The organism is Aeromonas sp. PrichA-15, assembly GCF_017939245.1.
Taxonomy (GTDB): domain Bacteria; phylum Pseudomonadota; class Gammaproteobacteria; order Enterobacterales; family Aeromonadaceae; genus Aeromonas; species Aeromonas caviae.
Genome location: NZ_JAGKRH010000014.1, coordinates 1 through 16,591, shown reverse-complemented (window position 1 = coordinate 16,591; position 16,591 = coordinate 1). Strand labels below are relative to the sequence as shown.

The window sequence follows — 16,591 nt, the reverse complement described above, 5'->3', positions numbered from 1 at the left end:
GCCATGGGCAGCCTTTTTATCCAACGGCGCTGTGCGGGCGCCGTCGGCGGAACCCGGTCAGCGGGTACCAAACACCACTATGGTCTTGCCGTGGGCGGAGATGAGCTCCTGCTCTTCCAACATCTTGAGGATGCGGCCGACGGTTTCACGGGAGCAGCCGACGATCTGGCCTATCTCCTGGCGGGTGATCTTGATCTGCATGCCATCCGGGTGGGTCATGGCATCCGGCTGTTTGGCCAGGTTGAGCAGGGTCTGGGCAATGCGGCCTGTCACGTCCAGGAAGGCGAGGTTGCCGACCTTCTGGCTGGTGTGTTGCAGGCGCTTGGCCATTTGACCGGATAGACGCATCAGGATGTCCGGGTTGACCTGGATCAGCTGACGGAACTTCTTGTAGGAGATCTCGGCGACTTCACAGGCGCCTTTGGCACGCACCCAGGCGGAACGCTCCGGATTCTCGTTCTCTTCGAACATCCCCATCTCGCCCAGGAAATCCCCCTGATTCAGGTAGGAGAGGATCATCTCCTTGCCTTCGTCATCCTTGATTAGGACGGCGACGGTGCCCTTGACGATGTAGTAGAGGGTTTCCGCTTTTTCACCGGCGTGGATCAGGGTGCTCTTGGCGGGATACTTATGAATGTGGCAATGCGACAAGAACCACTCAAGGGTGGGATCGCTTTGCGGTTTGCCAATGATCATGAGACTTCCTCTGTAGTGTCATTTTTATGGACTGTGCGTCCAGGCAAGTTGCCAAGCTTGCCATTCCTTACTCTTTGGTCGCAGTAGAATAAGAGCCTTTGCCTGTGCTGACAAGGCTTTGGGGTTTTGCCGTCCACCGGTGAGCCGCCATTTGCTGCGTCGTCCGGGGCATTCTAGGCAAGAAGAGGAGGTCGGATGTTGATTTCGATCTATTTCCCTTTGGGTCGTCGTCCGTTTCGCAGGAGAGGCTGCTGTCGCCACAAACGGGGCTTTATCGTCGGGAACGGGCAAGATCCTGGCGCATGTGCCACTCGACCCCGGCTTGAGGTATGCTATGGGCGTTAGAACCGTCGTCATTGAGAGGAAAGTGAGAGATGAAAGCCAAGGTCAGCTGGGTGGAAGGCATGAAGTTTGTGGGGGAGAGCGAGTCCGGTCATCAGGTGACCCTGGATGGCGCCAACCCGGGTGAAGGTGCCAGCCCGATGGAGATGATCCTGCTGGCTGTCGGCGGTTGCAGCTCCATCGATGTGGTCTCCATCCTGGAGAAGGCTCGTCAGTCCGTGACCGCCTGCCATGTCGAACTGGAAGGGACCCGCGCCGATACCGTTCCCCGGGTATTTGAGCAGATCCACCTCAAGTTCGTGGTGACCGGCAAGGGGCTGGCGGAGAAGCAGGTCGCCCGTGCGGTGGATCTGTCCATGGAAAAATATTGTTCAGTTTCCCTGATGTTGGAAAAAGCGGTAGAAATTACCCATAGTTATCAAATTCTTGAGGGTTGACCGCTATAGTTTGTCCCGTCGATAACGCCATGACATAAGGAAAGTGCGATGAAAAAAATGATGATGTTGCTTCCCCTGTTCGGTCTGGCCGCCTGCAGCATGCCGCAGCCGACCCAGTATCAATACAGCCAGTATCAGTGCGGGGAAGAGTTGCTGGCCATCACCTATGATGCCCAGGCCGACATGGTGCAGTTCCCTTATGCCGGTGTCTATCACAAGCTGGGGCGCATCGAGTCGCCCAAAGAGACTGCCAGCTATTCCGACGGGGTGACTACCTTCTCCCGTCAGGACAAGCAGGCTACCCTGGTCAAGAGCGGTGTGACCCAGCTGACCTGCGAGTTGAAGTGACCCTGATGCCGTCACGGCGTGCATGGAAAACGGCCTGCGTGAAGCAGGCCGTTTTTGTTGAAAGAGACATCACTCTGACGGTAGCGAGCCCAGCAGCTGGGCGGCCAGTTGCTGGCTAAGCTGGCCACGGGCTTCCTCTGCGACAGGCGCGTCGCTGGCGAGCTGGATGGCGCTGCTCCATACAGCTTTCTGGCTATGCCCGTCGAGCAGCACGACGGCCAGGGTCCCCTTGCGGGCATTGGCGGCGGCGTTCAGGCCCGGTGTCATGCCGAGGCGGGAGAAGATCTCGCCATCGCTCATGTCCTGGCTGCCAGCTACCCCGATGGCGACCCAGACGTCGGCCTCATCCAGGGGAACGCTGCGCCAGCCTTTGCCGTCCAGTTGCCGGATGACGGCCTGCTGTACCGGCTCGAGCCAGGACGCGGCGCTGTTGCCCGCATACTGGAACTGTTCGGCCAGCGCATAGCGTGGTGTCGTCCCGTAGGTCCAATGCTCCGCCGGGCGAACCACCATGGTGCCCGTTTCGACCGTGGGTGCGGCGGGGCCGGAGCTGCAACCGCCCAGCAGGGTTGCCAGCGTGAATGAGAGAAGTGCAGCGCGCATCATTAAGCTCCTTGGCTCAGGTGATCTTGCCCGTTTCGATCAGTTGCTGGATCAGGGGGCGCAGGATCAGTTCCATTGCAAAGCCCATCTTGCCACCCGGCACGACGATGGTGTTCATCCTGGACATGAAGGCGCCGTCTATCATCGACAGCAGGTAGGGGAAGTCCACCTGCTTGATGCCCCGAAACCTGATCACCAGCATACTCTCGTCCAGGCTGGGTATCACCTTGGCGCTGAAGGGGTTGGAAGTATCGACGGTCGGCACCCGCTGGAAGTTGATGTGGGTGCGGGAGAACTGCGGCGTGATGAAGTTGATGTAGTCGTCCATGGAACGCACGATGGAGTCGGTCACCGCCTCGCGGGAGTGGCCGCGTTCCGAGGTGTCGCGAATGAGCTTCTGGATCCACTCCAGGTTGACGATGGGCACCACGCCGATGAGAAAGTCCACGTGCCGCGCCACGTTGTGTTCCCCCGTGACCACGCCGCCATGCAGTCCTTCGTAGAACAGCAGATCCGTCTCGCCGGGCAGATCCTGCCAGGGGGTGAAGGTGCCAGGCATCTGGTTGAAAGGCACTGCCTCGTCGAAGCTGTGCAGATAGCGCCGGTACTGGCCTGTGCCGCTCTGGCCATACTCCTGGAAAAAAGACTCGAGCAGACCGAAGTCGTTGGCCTCCGGGCCGAAGTAGCTGATATGCCGCCCCTGCTCCCGGGCCTTGCGGATAGCCACGTCCATCTCGGGCCTGGTGTAGCGGTGAAAACTGTCCCCCTCGACCACGGCCGCCTTGTATCCAAGCTGGTGGAACATGGAGCGAAAGGCGTTGGTGGAGGTGGAAGTACCGGCACCGGACGAACCGGTGACCGCGATGATGGGATGCTTGGCGGACATAGAATTCTCTCTTCCTTGGGAGTTCCGTTATAAGGGGTGGCCCAAAGTGCGGTCAAGTGCGCCGTCATCCTCCCGCTGCCCCCACGCTTCCCGGCAATAGCGGTGAACAAGGGCTGCCCTGTGCTCTGGGTACGTTGGAATAGGTGCTGCTGGGTGGCGAACTGGTCATGCGGCCTGATGATGTGAGCTGGATAGGTGGAGGGCGGGGTGAGCCGCCCGATAAGCCGTGACCGCGTTACGCTTGGGGGAAGTCGTCAGTGGGTGACTTGCTTAAATGAGTCTTTGGGACGACATTGACACTTTCGTGCAGCTCGCTGTAGACAAGCACGGCGCTACCTTGTAGCAATTGTTGCCTGACTGCTTCGACCTTGTCGGTCAGGCTGACATCCTGTTCACCGTATTCGGTGCCTTCTTGCAGCACAAAGTGTTCGAGCAGGTTGGTGAGGGTGTCCGGCTCCAGTTCTTGCCAGGGGATAATCATGATTTCATCTTCACTCAGTGGGTTGCGGATATTGTCGGTGTCTGGTCGGCAAGCGCAAGGGATTTGTCTCGTTTTGGACGAGGGGTGCCATGCAATCCATTGACGCACGCCGACCCTCCAGTCAATTCGAACAGCACCTGTTCGATGCCCGCCGCCGCGCCCTGAGCGCCGGTTTGCGCTGGTACTGGGTCATCAATCTCATCGCCCTCGTATTTCTGCTGACCCGCTTCTACATCTATCGGGATGCACACCTGGTACTGGTCGGCAACCTGCCCTGGTCCTACAAATGGCAGCTCTTTGCCATGATAGGTGTTGGCCTGCTGCTGCCGCTCGGGTGGGGCTGGCTCTCCCGTCAATCCCATGCCATCTGGCTGGTGTCCCTGTGCGTCTGTGCCCTGGCCTGGGGGCTGGCCTGGGCCATGGTGGGTTACACCATCTCGATCGTCGACTTGAAGGGGGGCTTCAGTTTCATTTTCAACATGGTCAGTCTGTTGCTGCTGACCGGTCTCGTCGCCGCGTATTGCGATGTGCGGCTGTTTTACGCACTGGTGTCGGTCCCCCTGCTGTTCTTGTTGGTGAGAGCCTCCTGGAGTCCTGAGCCCTTTGTTCTGGTCAACACCATAGTGGTCGGGGTCTTGCTAGTGGTGCTGGAGACGGGACGGCGCATGCTCAACGGCTGGTTCGAGCTTGCGGTGTCAAGGGAACACGACAACCTGATGCTGGCAAACAAGATGAATGCCATGGCCAACCGGGATCCCCTGACCGGCATAGCCAACCGTCGCCACTTCGATCAGGCGTGCAAGCGTGCCATTGCGCAAGGCACCACCCAGGATGTACCGCTCACCGTGATCCTGCTCGATGTGGATTTCTTCAAGCGCTACAACGATCGCTATGGGCATCAGGCGGGGGATGAGTGCCTGATCCTGGTGGCCGAGTGCCTGGAGGAGAGTGTGCGGGAGCCCGGCGATCTGGTGGCGCGCTACGGGGGAGAGGAGTTCGTGGTGTTGCTGCAGGAGACGACGCTGGCCGGTGGCCAGGAGGTGGCGGAGCGCATTCGCGCCACTCTGGCGGCCAGGGCTCTGCCCCATGAGGATTCCGACGTAGCCCCCCACCTCACCCTGAGCCAGGGGATAGCCCAGTGGCGAGCCGGGGAGAGCCTCGTCATGTTGCTCGAGCGGGTCGATGGCGCCCTCTATCAGGCCAAGGAAGAGGGGCGCAACGGTTATCGGCTCGCACCCTGAGTCTGTTGCCGCAACCACTGGCTGATGCGCTCATCCAGCCAGAAACGGGGGCGCCAGGGAGAGCCGTGCAGGAAGCCCACGTGGCCGCCCTGGCGGCTCAGCTCGTAGCGCACCAGAGGGGAGAGCTGCTCCGCCGCCGGAATGACGGCATCGGTCATGAAGGGATCGTCGGCGGCGTGAATGACGAGGGTCGGGATGGGAATGCGGGCCAGCAGGCTCAGGCCGGAGCAGGTCTGGTAGTAGTGATCGGCGCTTTCGAAACCATGGAGCGGTGCCGTCACCAGCTCGTCGAACTCCCTCAGTGTGGCGATGCGGGTGATCTGGGTCGGCTGCCAGCGCGCCCGTGCCGCGCTCTGGCGCCGGATCTTGCTTTGCAGGTTGGTTCGCATAGTCCGCAGCAGGTAGTTCTGATAGACCCGTGAGAAGCCCTGATTGACCCGATCGGCACAGCTTGCCAGTTGCAGCGGTGCCGATACTACTACCGCCGCTTTCAATGGTGCCGGGCAGGCCCGCGCCAGCAGATTGACCAGCATGTTGCCCCCCAGGGAATAGCCGATGGCGACCAGGGGACGGCCAGGAAAACGCCGCCCCAGCTCGGCAATTACCGCCTGGGCGTCCTCGATGGCGCCCGAGTGATAGGCCTGCAGCAGCCGGTTCGGCTCGCCACTGCACCCCCGAAAGTGCATCAGCACCGCCTCGTTCCCTTGCCGCTGCAGGTGGGCAAAGAGCCCCTTGGCATAGTGGGAGTGAATGCTCCCCTCCAGTCCGTGGAACACCACCACCAGGGGTTGTTCATCCTGGCCGGGTTCGCCGCTCCAGGCCAGATCAACGAAATCGCCGTCCGGGAGTTCGAAGCGCTCCTGGATGAAGCGGGCAGGCGAGCGGCGCAGCCACTTGGGCAAAATGGTTTGCAGATGGGGGTTGCGGGCCCACCAGGGGGCGTGAAAGTGGCTTTCTGTCAACATGCAACGACTCGGAAGAGCAGGGAGGAAAAGGGGGCGGCGAGCCCTTGGCTCGCCGCGACATCAGGCCAGCAGACGATCGTGGTGCTCGGCGCCGCGCAGCATGGCCTGGATAAGTTCGTTGGCTTCAAACTTGGTGAGCGCCTCGTGGGCGCCGACCTGATGGGCCCGCTCCACGCTGATCTCGCTGGAGAGGGAGGTGTGCAGGATGATGTAGGCTCCCGCCAGCTTGGCATCGCTCTGCACCTCGAAGGCCAGCTCGTAACCATCCAGTCCCGGCATCTCGATATCGCTCACCAGGATGTCGATCCGCTTGCCCTGGGAGACCCGGGTCTGCATCAGGGTGAGGGCGTCGCGTCCGTTGGTGCAGACCTCGTAGGGGATGTTGATGTAATCGAGCGCCGCCATGAGCTGGCGACGGGCGACAGAGGAGTCGTCTACCAGCAGGATCCGCATCGGCTTGAGCCGCTCGCGCTGCACGTCGGTCAGCACGGGGTAGAGATGGCTGGGATCGTCCGGATAGACCCGCGACAGGATGAGTTCCACATCCAGCAACTGGATCAACTGATCTCCCACCCGGGTCACGCCGGTGACGAAGACGTTCTGTCCCAAGGAGGGAGGGGGCGGCTCGATGTCACGCCAGTTGCACTCGGTGATCTTGTCGATGCCCCGCACCAGAAAGCCCACCAGGGTGCGGCGGCAATCGGTGATGATGATGAAGCAGCGGGGCATCTCCTCCCGGCTGATGGGGCGGTAGCCCACGGCCATTGCCATGTCGATCACCGGGATGGTGGTGCCGCGCATGCTGGCGGCCCCGAGCACGGTGGGATGGGATTGTGGCAGGGCGGTGAGCTGGGTGTAGGGCACGATCTCCTTCACCTTGAGGGTACCGATGGCGAAGGATTGTCTGGCAGAGAGGTGGAACAGCAACATGCCCTGGGATTGGTTGGCCTTGCTCGTCATGGCGGATGTCCTGTTGATCTAGTCGGTGACGGTCAATCGGGTGTTCAGCATAAAGGATGGTGACATGAATGACTCCTTTGTTGTTAGCGGCGGTGAGCCGCAAAACTGGATTTCTTTTGCCATCCTTTTATGCCTCTCTTATCGGGTCGCGGAAGGCTGAGGGGAGAGGGGCGCCCCGAGCCATTGCAGATGAGCCTCGGCCAGCGCGCTTTCATCCCGATAACCCAGCCTGCTCACCACCTGTGACGGCGTGCTGCCGCTTCGCAGCAGGCGAATCCCCTGCAACAGTTGCCACTGATCCTTCAGTGCCCGGGCGTCCGGGCCCTCGAGACCGCGAGTACCCAGCAGGGTCTGCCAGGCAGCCACGCTATCCGGCTGCGCTCTGGCCAGGGCTTGCCAGGCATCTTGCAATGCCTGATCTCCCAGTGACGAGATGGTGCAGCCATGCAACTCATCCCCCACCACTTGCAGCCGCTGCCCATAGGGGCCTTGCCAGTCGCGGGGGCGTGACCAGGCCGCCAGGCTGTCCAGCAGTGCGTCCATCAACGGGCTTGCCTGCAACCAGCCAGCCTGGGCGGGCTGGGGCACCCGCACGGAGCAGGCCAGCAGATCATGCTGGCAGCCAGCCAGAGGGGTGAAGGCGGCGAGGGCATCGGCACAGAGCCAGAAGTGGCTGCCAGGTGTCAACAACAGCTCATGGGCACCCAATTTCAGCAGCGCCGCCCCCTGGGTGACGCGCAGCAATTGGCCCATGGGGGAGCGCTTGCGGGGGCCGACCTGAAGGGTGGAAGTGGAAAAATGCTGATATTCGATGGCGTGATGCATGTAAAAACCCTGATATGATGCTGCCTGGAGGTAACAAAAATGGAAACCAGACGTAAAAAACGCTTCATTGCCGGGGCGGTTTGCCCGGCGTGCGGCAAGATGGACACCATGATGCTGTATATGGAGCATGGAGTCGAGAAGGTGACCTGTGTCGAGTGCGGGGATACCCAGGTGCAGACCCAGGAGCAGGTGGACAAGGTGACGCGCGAGGCGGAGCAGGTGATTGGGGTGTTTCGTCCCGAGTGAGTGCCATGCCTCAAGGTGATGGTACGCCGGTCAGGCTGGTCGCTGTTGATGACTTTTTCATCACATTGAAGCCGGGCCGACCATATGCTTGTCTGCCTTTTTGAGGTATTCTGGGCCCGTTTTTTTCTATCCGCAGGATCCCTGACATGAAAGTAGCTCCCCTGAGCGTGGTTACGCTGGAATACACGGTCACCGACGAACACGGTGAAGTCATCGACACCACTGTCGGTAAAGAGCCGCTGGTGTATCTGCACGGTACCCGTTACCTGGTCTCCGGCCTCGAAGCCGAGCTGGAAGGTCGCAGCGTGGGCGAGGCGTTCGACGTCACCCTGACGCCGAACCAGGCCTATGGCGAGTACGACGAGAATCTGGTGCAGGAAGTGCCCGGCGAGCTGTTCGACGGTATGGAAGTGTCTGAAGGGGATACTTTTGTGGCCGAGACCGACGATGGTCACCGTCCGGTGACCGTCATCGAGGTGTCCGAGGAGTTCATCAAGGTGGACGGCAACCATCCCCTGGCTGGCGTGACCCTGGGCTTCAAGGTCGAGATCAAGGACGTGCGTGCCGCGACCGCCGAAGAGCTGGCCCATGGCCATGTGCACGGCGCTGGTGGCTGCGGTCACGATCATGGTCATGACCATGATCACGGCCATGATCACGATCATGACCACGGTGGCTGCTGTGGCGGCCATGGTCACAACCATGCACAAGATCACGGCGACGATCACGGTCACGGTGGTTGCTGCGGTGGTGGCGGTTGTGGTGGCAAGGGCCATCAGCACTGATCACGGCCTGGCCGATGATAAAAAAACCCGCGCATGGCGCGGGTTTTTTTATGGCTGGCACTCATCAGTAGTGCGGTGGCGGCGTCTCTTCGGCCATGCTGGCGATCTGGCTCGGCTGTACGCTCTGCAATTTATCCACCAGTAGATGGATCTGGTGTTTGAGCCGGTCCAGCTCGCGACCCTGGGTGGTGACCTCGTCGTTGAGCTGCTCCACCGTGTATTCGGCAAAAGCGAGGCGGCTTTCCAGGGTTTCGAGGCGTTCGTTTAGTTGCTGACTCATGGGCCTTTTGGTCCTTACTTGATAGTCCAGATTTCAGCCAGGCCACTGGAGCTGGCACTGACGAGGTGGTCATTGTCGCGCAAAGCCACGCCATAGACCACAGCGCTCGGCGGTTTCACCTTGGGATGGGGCGAGACGCGCCAGCTCTGCAACGGCTGGCCGTCACTCACCTGCCACAGAGTGAGCTGGCGGGAGGGGGCGCCGGTGATGAGCCAGTTGCCGCCGTTGGCAAAGCGGGCGCTGGTGTAGACCTCGAAGCGGTGATCATATTGCAACCGGCTGTGCTCCTTGCCGGTTTTGAGATCCCAGATGCTGGCCTGGCGACTGTCTGCGGTGAAGGCGAAGCGTCCGGACGGATCCAGTCTCGCCATCACGACTCGCCCGGCGTGGTTGAAGCGCCACACCACCTGGCCCGTGCGGGTATCCCACAGATAGGCGCTGTAATCGTTGCCGCCGGTGAGGGCATAGCGACCATTGGGGGAGAGATCCACCGTGTTGACCTGTTCGGTGTGGCCGAGGAATTGCAGCCGGCGTCCGGTCTGGGTGTCGACCACTTCCGCCTTGCCGTCTTCACGGCCGATGAGCACCTGGCGGCCATCCGCCGAGATCGCCGCATCGCGCAGGCGGGATTCTGGCAGGGAGTAGTAGCCCTGAGAGCGGCCATCCTGCAAGCGCCAGATGGCGAAGGTGTGCTGGGTGGCGGTGATGGCATGGCTGTCATCGGGGGAGAAGCGGGTCAGGGTGACGAACTCCTCCTGATCATCGCTCTGGCGCCAGCGCCAGCGCTCCTTGCCCTGTTCCAGATCCCACACCACAGTGCCCTGACTCAGGCTGGAGACGAGCGCGAGCTTGCCGGAACTGGCGAGATCCGCGCTCAGCAGACCCTGGTTGGCGAGGTGGATCTGCTGGCTGGGAAGTGAGCGTTGTTCGCACCCCGTCAGCATCAGGCAAATACCGATGAGATAAATGGCACTTTTGATCATTTTTCCTGTCTCATGCTTTCGTTACCTGCGATCACGGCGTTAGTATAAGGCGCTTATCACGATAAACCTCTCATTTCACGAAGGAACCGAGAGCGGTATTTAGAGTTTTGGAGAAACTGATGAACAATTTTCTGAAGGTGTCCCTGTTGGCTGCGGCGGTTGCCGTCGGTCTGACTGCTTGCCAAAAAGATGAGAAACCTGCTGCGACCAACACCGCAGAGGTCAAGGCAGAAGCCAGCAAGCCGGCAGAGGCCCCCAAGGCTGAGGCCAAGAGCTTTGAAGAGCAATCCGGCTATGCGATCGGCCTCTCCATGGGTCGTTATATCGCCAATACCCTGGAGCGCCAGCAGGAGCTCGGCATCAAGCTGGACAACACCGTGATCCTGAAGGGTGTCACCGACGGTCTGGGCAAAGAAGCCAAGATGACCGACGAGGAGATCCAGAAGGTTCTGCAGGAATACGACGCCAAGATCAACGAGCTGACCAAGGCTAAGGCCGACAAGGATGCCGTGGAAAACCTGAAGAAGGGTGAAGAGTTCCTGGCTGCCAACGCCAAGAAAGAGGGCGTGAAGAGCACTGAGTCCGGCCTGCAATATCAGGTCGAGAAGATGGGTGACGGCGCCAAGCCGAAGGCCACCGACATCGTCAAGGTACACTACACCGGTACCCTGACCGACGGCACCAAGTTTGACAGCTCCGTCGATCGCGGCGAGCCAGCTACCTTCCCGCTCAACCAGGTGATCCCGGGCTGGACCGAAGGGGTGCAACTGATGCCGGTCGGCTCCAAGTTCAAGTTCTTCCTGCCGTCCAAGCTGGCCTATGGCGAGCACGGTGCAGGTTCCATCCCGGCCAACGCCGTGCTGGTATTTGACGTAGAGCTGCTGGCCATCGAAAAACCGTCTGCCGATGGCGACAACGCCAAGAAATAAGCTCAAAGCACCATAAAAACGGCTCCCCAGGGAGCCGTTTTTGCTTGTGTATTGTCGCAATCCCCCGGATAAAGCGATGAGGCCGTCTTGAGTGTGTGGCGGCTAGCCCCCAGAATAGACAACAAAATCAAGCGCAAGGATGGATCTCGTGGCTGAAAGCAAACCCCGTGTCCTGTTGGTGGAAGATACCCGCAGTCTGGCGGTCGTCTATGAGCAGTATCTGGCCCAGGATGGCTACGAGGTGCAGCTGGCAGATTGTGGCCAGCAGGCTTTGGCACAATTGCTGGCAAGCCCGCCCCCCGTGGTGCTGCTCGACCTGGAGTTGCCCGACATGTCCGGCATGGACATCTTGCAGCAGATCACTGAGCGGCAACTGCCCTGCTCCGTGGTGGTGATCACCGCTCATGGCTCGGTGGATGTGGCGGTGGAGGCTATGCGGTTCGGGGCCTTCGATTTTCTCACCAAGCCGTTCGATGGCAAGCGCCTGTGCGCCACGGCGCGCAATGCCCTGAAGCACCAGCAACTCAGCTCGCTGGTGGCCCAGTATCGGGAAAACTTCGAGCGCAGCTCCTTTGCCGGTTTCATTGGCGCCTCCATGGCGATGCAGGCGGTCTATCGCATCATCGAGAGCGCGGCGCCGAGCAAGGCCACCGTCTTCATCACCGGCGAGAGCGGCACCGGCAAGGAGGTGTGCGCCGAGGCCATCCACCAGTGCAGCCCGCGTCGGGATCAGCCCTTCATCGCCCTCAACTGCGCCGCCATTCCCCATGATCTGATGGAGAGCGAGATCTTCGGCCACGTGAAGGGGTCGTTTACCGGTGCCCAGGGGGATCGCAAGGGGGCGGCCAGTCTGGCGGACGGCGGTACCCTCTTCCTCGACGAGATCTGCGAGATGGATCTCGACCTGCAGAGCAAGCTGCTGCGTTTCATTCAGACCGGCACCCTGCAGCGGGTCGGCAGCGGCAAGCTGGAGACGGTGGATGTGCGCTTTGTCTGCGCCACCAACCGAGATCCCCTGGTGGAGGTCAAGGCCGGACGGTTTCGTGAAGATCTTTACTACCGCCTGCACGTGATCCCGCTGGCGCTGCCCCCCCTGAGGGAGCGGGGAGAGGACATCCTGCTGCTGGCCCGGGAGTTGCTGCTGCGTTATGCCGGTGAGGAGAACAAGCGGTTCAGGGACTTTGATGCGGACGCAGTGCAGGTGCTGCTCGACTACCCCTGGCCCGGCAACGTGCGCGAGCTGCAAAACGTGGTGCGCAACATAGTGGTGCTCAACGATGGCGAGCTGGTGAGCCCGGATATCCTGCCACCTCCCCTCAACGGGGGGCGTACCCTGGCCCCGGAGCCTGCGGTCGGGATCGCGGATCCCCAGTCAGAACCCGTGGTCGTTCGCAGGCAGGTCCGTCCGCTCTGGCAGGTGGAGAAGGAGGCCATCGAGCAGGCCATCGCCAGTTGTGACGGCAACATCCCCAAGGCGGCGGCCCTGCTGGAAATAAGCCCTTCCACGATTTATCGCAAGAAGCAGAGCTGGGAAGAGGCGAGTCCGGCCTGAGCCGTCACCTCTGCTCCCGGGCAGACATGCTGATGTGCGGGGCGGCCAATTGGCCGCCCCGCACGCCTATCAGAGTTTGGCGAGCTGCTTGAGCCTGGCCAGCCGTTCTGCCTCGTTGGCGGTGAACCAGCCATCCTGTGACAGCAGAAACCAGGCGCGGGCAAAGAACTCGGGTGCCGCGGGATCATTGAGCACGAGTGCATTCTCCCCCAGCTCCTCGAACACATAGCCATCCTCGGGGGTGCCTGCGGCGGCCATGTCGTCGCGCAACTGCGCCAGTTCGGCCATGGCCTGTTCATGGCGCTCCTGGGCCCGGCTCAGGCGCGCCAGACTCCAGCGGGCGATAAAGGCTTTGCCCTGGTTGTTGTGCTGCTCGTGCCAGGCCAGGCACTTTTGTTGACAGGCGATGGCCTCGTCGAGGCGACCCAGCTCGAACAGGGTCCAGCCCTGATTGTTGTAGAGGGTGGCGAGCCAGCCCCGTGCCCGCTTGTCGTGACTGCGCTCGGCCAGGGTCATCGCCAGCTGGTGCCAGTGGCTCTGCTTCTCCAGGGGGGCGGCGATGGCCACCATGTGGGCCGCATCGATGGCCAGATAGTGCTCTTCGTACTGCTCTCCCAGTTGCCAGGCCTGTTCAAACAGGGCTCTGGCGCTGGCCTTGTCACCGGCGGAGTTGAAGGTGCGGCCACGCTCCAGCAAGGCGCGCAGGCGGGCCCGTGGAGTCGCCTCGGTGAGGCGGGGTTCTATCTCGTCGAGCAGCTGGTGCGCCTGTGCAAACTGGCGTTGCAGCGAATGGGTGCGGGCTATCTGGGTGAGGAGCTCCAGCTCCCATTGCAGGTTGGTGGCACGCGCCTCGGGCAGCAGTGCTTGAAAACGCTGGGCGCTGGCGGCGGGATCCTGATAATCCCACAGTGCCATGAAATCGGGCGGATTGTTCATCTGGCCTCCATGCCGGTTATCCGCCCACCAAGATGCCTGAAGGCCATTCTTTGTACAAGAAGAGGGCTGGCGCCATCGTGACGCCAGCGCTTGCCGATCAGTAGACCATGGCAAGGCTCATCAGCATCAGACCCAGGGCAGCAAAGGCTCCCTCCTTGATAGCCAGGCGCGGTACCAGTGCCTTGGGCAGGGCAGGGAACAGGCTCAGGGCAAAGCCGAACCCCGGCATCAGCCAGTGGAAAGCAGGGCTTCGCAGGGCGGGATCCGCAGCGCCATTGATGACGATGAGCAGGATAAAGAGGGTGAAGGCGGGCAGGATAAACCAGCGGGCATGGCCGGCGGCGACCGCCCGCAGTGGCGAGATGCGATAGAGCACCAGGGTCACGAGGAAGAGGGCGAGGGGAGCCAGCAGATAGAGCGGGGCCGGGTTCATGATGAGTGTCTCCTGATAAGGGGGGCAGAGTGTAGGCAGTCCGGGTGGGGAATGACCAGTCCCCCGCGCCCGGGCTGTGAAGCGGATCGCAGGGCAAAGGTTTGCCTGGGCAGGATCAGCGGAACCAGAACACGGCAAATACCAGCCAGCTCAGCACCAGCAGGATCCAGGGCAGCGGGTGCTGGCGGGTGAGCTCGATGACCTCGGCTTCGCTCTCCTCTTCCGGCGTCTCTTGGGAAGAGTGCCTGGCTTTGGCTTGCAGTTTCTTCTGGCGGCTGGCTTCGCGGGCCTTCGCTTTCATCTGTTTCTTGTATTCGTCTATGCCCTTCTGGATCCCTTGGGCGATGAGCTGGGTTTGCTCCTTGGTCTGCCCCGGCTTCTGGTTGGCACGGGCGATCTTCATCGCCTCCTGCTGGGTTTCGGGGGAAATTTTGTCGTACTTGGCCATTCCAGGCACTCCTTGGCATTGATTGGCGGGCAGTATGCCATAACCGTTACCGGCGGGCTGCCATCATGGGGGAAATTGCTCTGCGAGTGGGGTGCCTCTGTTCCAAATAGGGGAAACAGGTTGCGTGGATGATCACATTTGGCGGAATTTGTGAGTCGCCGATGAAAAACCGTCACATGTTGTTTGTTATATTACCGCCCGATCCTGGATAGGGTCGTCCAATAACAAAATAACAAGGTGATATGGAAATGAATTATAAATTTGTCAAAGGAAGTATCGCACTGGCAGTGCTTGCCGCATTGAGCGGCTGCAATACCTCAAGCAACGACAGCGTCGCCCCCTGCACCGAAAATGTCTGCAAGCTGACCATTTTGCATACCAATGATACCCACGGTCGTTTCTGGCACAACGACAAGGGCGAATATGGCATGGCGGCCCAGAAGACCCTGGTCGAGCGGCTGCGTGCCGAGGCGAAAGCGGCGGGCAGCGAAGTGCTGGTGCTCTCCGGCGGTGACGTCAACACCGGGGTGCCAGAGTCGGATCTGCAGGATGCAGAGCCGGACTTCATGGCCATGAACAGCATCCGTTACGATGCCATGGCGGTGGGCAACCACGAGTTCGACAACCCCCTGACCATCCTCGAGAAACAGCGTCAGTGGGCCCAGTTCCCGATGATCTCCGCCAACATCTATGACAAGACGAGCGGCAAGCGCTACTTCGATCCCTACAAGGTGTTCAAGCTGGAAAGCGGCCTCAAGGTCGCCGTGCTGGGTCTGACCACAGAGGACACCGCACAGTTGGTGGATCCCAACAACGTCCAGACCCTGGAGTTCCGCGATCCGACCACGGAAGCCGCCAATCTCGGCAAGCAGATCCGCGACAACAAAGAGGCGAACCTGGTTCTTGCCATCACCCACATGGGCCATTACGAGAATGGTCAGCACGGCAGCAACGCACCGGGTGACGTGGAGATGGCCCGTGCGCTGCCGGCAGGCACCCTGGACGCCATCATCGGTGGTCACTCCCAGAACCCGGTCTGCATGGAGCCGGGCACCCCGGATAAGTACGCCGACTTCAAGCCGGGCGACGACTGCCAGCCGGATCAGCAGAACGGCACCTGGATCATGCAGGCTCACGAGTGGGGCAAGTATGTGGGTCGTGCCCAGTTTGACTATCAGAATGGCAAGCTGACCCTGACCCAGTACGATCTGATCCCGGTCAACCTGAAGAACGCGGACGGTGATTTCATTCAGGAAGAGATCGTCAAGGAGCCCGAGCTCTACAACACCCTGCTCACCTATCAGGAGAAGGGACAGCAGGAGCTGGGTGTGGTCATCGGTGCCACCGATGGCGTACTGGACGGTGAGCGCGCCAACGTGCGCAACAAGCAGACCAACCTGGGTCGTCTCATCACCACCGCGACTGCCGAGAAGCTGAGCACCGACTTTGGCATCGTCAACTCCGGTGGGGTGCGTGCCTCCATCGCGGTAGGGGACATCAGCTACCGTGACGTGCTGACCGTGCATCCGTTCGGCAACACCGTCAACAAGGCGACCATGAGCGGCAACGAGCTGCTGACCTACCTGGGTCAGGTCGCGACCAAGACCGCCAATACCGGTGGCTATGCCCAGTTCGGCGGCATCAAGATGACGGTGGATTGCCAGGCCAAGAGCGTGGACATCGCCACCATCGGCGGGAAGGCCTTCGATCCGGCAGCAACCTACAGCTTCTCCATCCCGAGCTTCAGCGCGGCCGGTGGTGACGGTTATCCGAAGATCGACACCATCAATGCCGGTCTGGTGGATGCCGGTGTGCTGAAGGATTATATCGCGGCGAAGAAGACCATTCAGGTCGCCGATTATCAGCCGGCCGGCGAGGTCAGCTATATCAACTCCACCTCGGTAGAGGGTTGCAAATAATCTCTGCACCCCGAGCCAATAAAAAAGAGAGGCAGCCATGGCTGCCTCTCTTTTTATTTTCAATGTCATCAGCAGTGTCTCTCGGGAAATATATCCGGCCACGGGGAGCTGCCTCGAAATAGGGCATGACACGATCTGATGGCAATAAAAAGGCCAGGGCTGACGCATCAGTGTTTATACTTTGAACAACCCCATACATTCGAACAAATATTGTTCATTCAGACAGCAGAGCCTGCGCTTGTTGGCCATGCTTAGATTACGTGATTTGTTTTGCTTCAGCATGTTCAGTATCCACT

20 protein-coding genes and 1 pseudogene are annotated in these 16,591 nt (G+C 60.7%); 8 read left to right on the top strand and 13 right to left on the bottom strand.

Annotated elements, in window-relative coordinates; all coding sequences use genetic code 11:
• Positions 1 to 57 precede the first annotated feature (57 nt).
• Positions 58 to 696, bottom strand: a complete 639-nt coding sequence (crp, locus tag J9889_RS02385; protein WP_010673237.1) for a cAMP-activated global transcriptional regulator CRP — start codon at positions 694 to 696, stop codon at positions 58 to 60.
• 374 nt (positions 697 to 1,070) lie between these two features.
• On the opposite strand from crp, the gene J9889_RS02380 reads away from it, so the two are divergent.
• Positions 1,071 to 1,475, top strand: coding sequence for an OsmC family protein (locus J9889_RS02380; protein ID WP_010673238.1), 405 nt, complete (start codon positions 1,071 to 1,073; stop codon positions 1,473 to 1,475).
• A gap of 48 nt (positions 1,476 to 1,523) precedes the next feature.
• Positions 1,524 to 1,823, top strand: a complete 300-nt coding sequence (locus tag J9889_RS02375) for a hypothetical protein (protein ID WP_010673239.1) — start codon at positions 1,524 to 1,526, stop codon at positions 1,821 to 1,823.
• A 69-nt stretch (positions 1,824 to 1,892) separates the two neighbouring features.
• Here J9889_RS02375 and J9889_RS02370 read toward each other — a convergent pair whose 3' ends face one another.
• The 3 genes from J9889_RS02370 to J9889_RS02360 all read right to left on the bottom strand — a co-directional run bounded on the left by J9889_RS02370 (position 1,893) and on the right by J9889_RS02360 (position 3,793).
• Positions 1,893 to 2,426 carry a DUF4136 domain-containing protein gene (locus J9889_RS02370; protein WP_109111707.1) on the bottom strand — a complete coding sequence of 178 codons (534 nt, stop codon included), beginning with the start codon at positions 2,424 to 2,426 and terminating at the stop codon, positions 1,893 to 1,895.
• A 16-nt stretch (positions 2,427 to 2,442) separates the two neighbouring features.
• Positions 2,443 to 3,312, bottom strand: a complete 870-nt coding sequence (locus J9889_RS02365; protein ID WP_010673241.1) for a phosphoribulokinase — start codon at positions 3,310 to 3,312, stop codon at positions 2,443 to 2,445.
• Positions 3,313 to 3,547: 235 nt separating this feature from the next.
• Positions 3,548 to 3,793 carry a YheU family protein gene (locus J9889_RS02360; RefSeq protein ID WP_010673242.1) on the bottom strand — a complete coding sequence of 82 codons (246 nt, stop codon included), beginning with the start codon at positions 3,791 to 3,793 and terminating at the stop codon, positions 3,548 to 3,550.
• A gap of 89 nt (positions 3,794 to 3,882) precedes the next feature.
• Between J9889_RS02360 and J9889_RS02355 the strand changes: the two genes are divergently transcribed.
• Positions 3,883 to 5,034: a GGDEF domain-containing protein gene (locus J9889_RS02355; protein ID WP_202042080.1), complete on the top strand. Its 1,152-nt coding sequence runs from the start codon at positions 3,883 to 3,885 to the stop codon at positions 5,032 to 5,034.
• Here J9889_RS02355 and J9889_RS02350 read toward each other — a convergent pair.
• From J9889_RS02350 to J9889_RS02340, 3 genes are all read right to left on the bottom strand, one after another.
• Positions 5,016 to 5,999 (bottom strand): hydrolase, encoded by a 984-nt coding sequence (locus tag J9889_RS02350; protein WP_210555920.1) that lies wholly within the window; start codon positions 5,997 to 5,999, stop codon positions 5,016 to 5,018. The genes J9889_RS02355 and J9889_RS02350 overlap by 19 nt on opposite strands.
• Positions 6,000 to 6,059: 60 nt before the next feature.
• Complete coding sequence (locus tag J9889_RS02345) at positions 6,060 to 6,959, bottom strand: chemotaxis protein (RefSeq protein ID WP_210555919.1); 900 nt, start codon at positions 6,957 to 6,959, stop codon at positions 6,060 to 6,062.
• Between the two features lie 138 nt (positions 6,960 to 7,097).
• On the bottom strand, positions 7,098 to 7,784 hold the full coding sequence (locus J9889_RS02340; protein WP_210555918.1) for a hypothetical protein: 687 nt from the start codon (positions 7,782 to 7,784) through the stop codon (positions 7,098 to 7,100).
• Positions 7,785 to 7,823: 39 nt separating this feature from the next.
• Between J9889_RS02340 and J9889_RS02335 the strand changes: the two genes are divergently transcribed.
• A complete protein-coding gene (locus J9889_RS02335) occupies positions 7,824 to 8,030 on the top strand; it encodes a YheV family putative zinc ribbon protein (protein WP_039040049.1) in 207 nt (68 codons plus the stop codon).
• 146 nt (positions 8,031 to 8,176) lie between these two features.
• On the top strand, positions 8,177 to 8,815 hold the full coding sequence (locus tag J9889_RS02330) for a peptidylprolyl isomerase (protein ID WP_210555917.1): 639 nt from the start codon (positions 8,177 to 8,179) through the stop codon (positions 8,813 to 8,815).
• 64 nt (positions 8,816 to 8,879) lie between these two features.
• Here the strand turns inward: J9889_RS02330 and J9889_RS02325 are convergent, their stop codons facing one another.
• On the bottom strand, positions 8,880 to 9,095 hold the full coding sequence (locus J9889_RS02325; RefSeq protein WP_010673249.1) for a SlyX family protein: 216 nt from the start codon (positions 9,093 to 9,095) through the stop codon (positions 8,880 to 8,882).
• Between the two features lie 14 nt (positions 9,096 to 9,109).
• Positions 9,110 to 10,078, bottom strand: coding sequence for a PQQ-binding-like beta-propeller repeat protein (locus J9889_RS02320; protein WP_042016813.1), 969 nt, complete (start codon positions 10,076 to 10,078; stop codon positions 9,110 to 9,112).
• A 119-nt stretch (positions 10,079 to 10,197) separates the two neighbouring features.
• On the opposite strand from J9889_RS02320, the gene fkpA reads away from it, so the two are divergent.
• Both fkpA and J9889_RS02310 read left to right on the top strand, forming a co-directional pair.
• The gene (gene fkpA / locus J9889_RS02315; RefSeq protein WP_210555916.1) at positions 10,198 to 11,007 is read left to right on the top strand and encodes an FKBP-type peptidyl-prolyl cis-trans isomerase; all 810 of its coding nucleotides are present in this window, start codon (positions 10,198 to 10,200) and stop codon (positions 11,005 to 11,007) included.
• A gap of 148 nt (positions 11,008 to 11,155) precedes the next feature.
• Entirely contained in the window at positions 11,156 to 12,559 is a 1,404-nt protein-coding gene (locus J9889_RS02310) for a sigma-54 dependent transcriptional regulator (protein WP_041211199.1), read from the top strand.
• Between the two features lie 69 nt (positions 12,560 to 12,628).
• Here the strand turns inward: J9889_RS02310 and J9889_RS02305 are convergent, their stop codons facing one another.
• From J9889_RS02305 to J9889_RS02295, 3 genes are all read right to left on the bottom strand, one after another.
• Positions 12,629 to 13,495 (bottom strand): tetratricopeptide repeat protein, encoded by an 867-nt coding sequence (locus tag J9889_RS02305; protein WP_210555915.1) that lies wholly within the window; start codon positions 13,493 to 13,495, stop codon positions 12,629 to 12,631.
• A gap of 97 nt (positions 13,496 to 13,592) precedes the next feature.
• Positions 13,593 to 13,928, bottom strand: a complete 336-nt coding sequence (locus tag J9889_RS02300) for a hypothetical protein (RefSeq protein ID WP_010673254.1) — start codon at positions 13,926 to 13,928, stop codon at positions 13,593 to 13,595.
• Between the two features lie 115 nt (positions 13,929 to 14,043).
• Entirely contained in the window at positions 14,044 to 14,376 is a 333-nt protein-coding gene (locus tag J9889_RS02295; RefSeq protein ID WP_210555914.1) for a DUF2956 domain-containing protein, read from the bottom strand.
• A 248-nt stretch (positions 14,377 to 14,624) separates the two neighbouring features.
• On the opposite strand from J9889_RS02295, the gene ushA reads away from it, so the two are divergent.
• A complete protein-coding gene (gene ushA, locus J9889_RS02290; protein WP_210555913.1) occupies positions 14,625 to 16,295 on the top strand; it encodes a bifunctional UDP-sugar hydrolase/5'-nucleotidase UshA in 1,671 nt (556 codons plus the stop codon).
• A 174-nt stretch (positions 16,296 to 16,469) separates the two neighbouring features.
• Here ushA and J9889_RS02285 read toward each other — a convergent pair.
• A pseudogene (locus J9889_RS02285) lies at positions 16,470 to 16,591 on the bottom strand (ISAs1 family transposase); the annotation flags it as partial.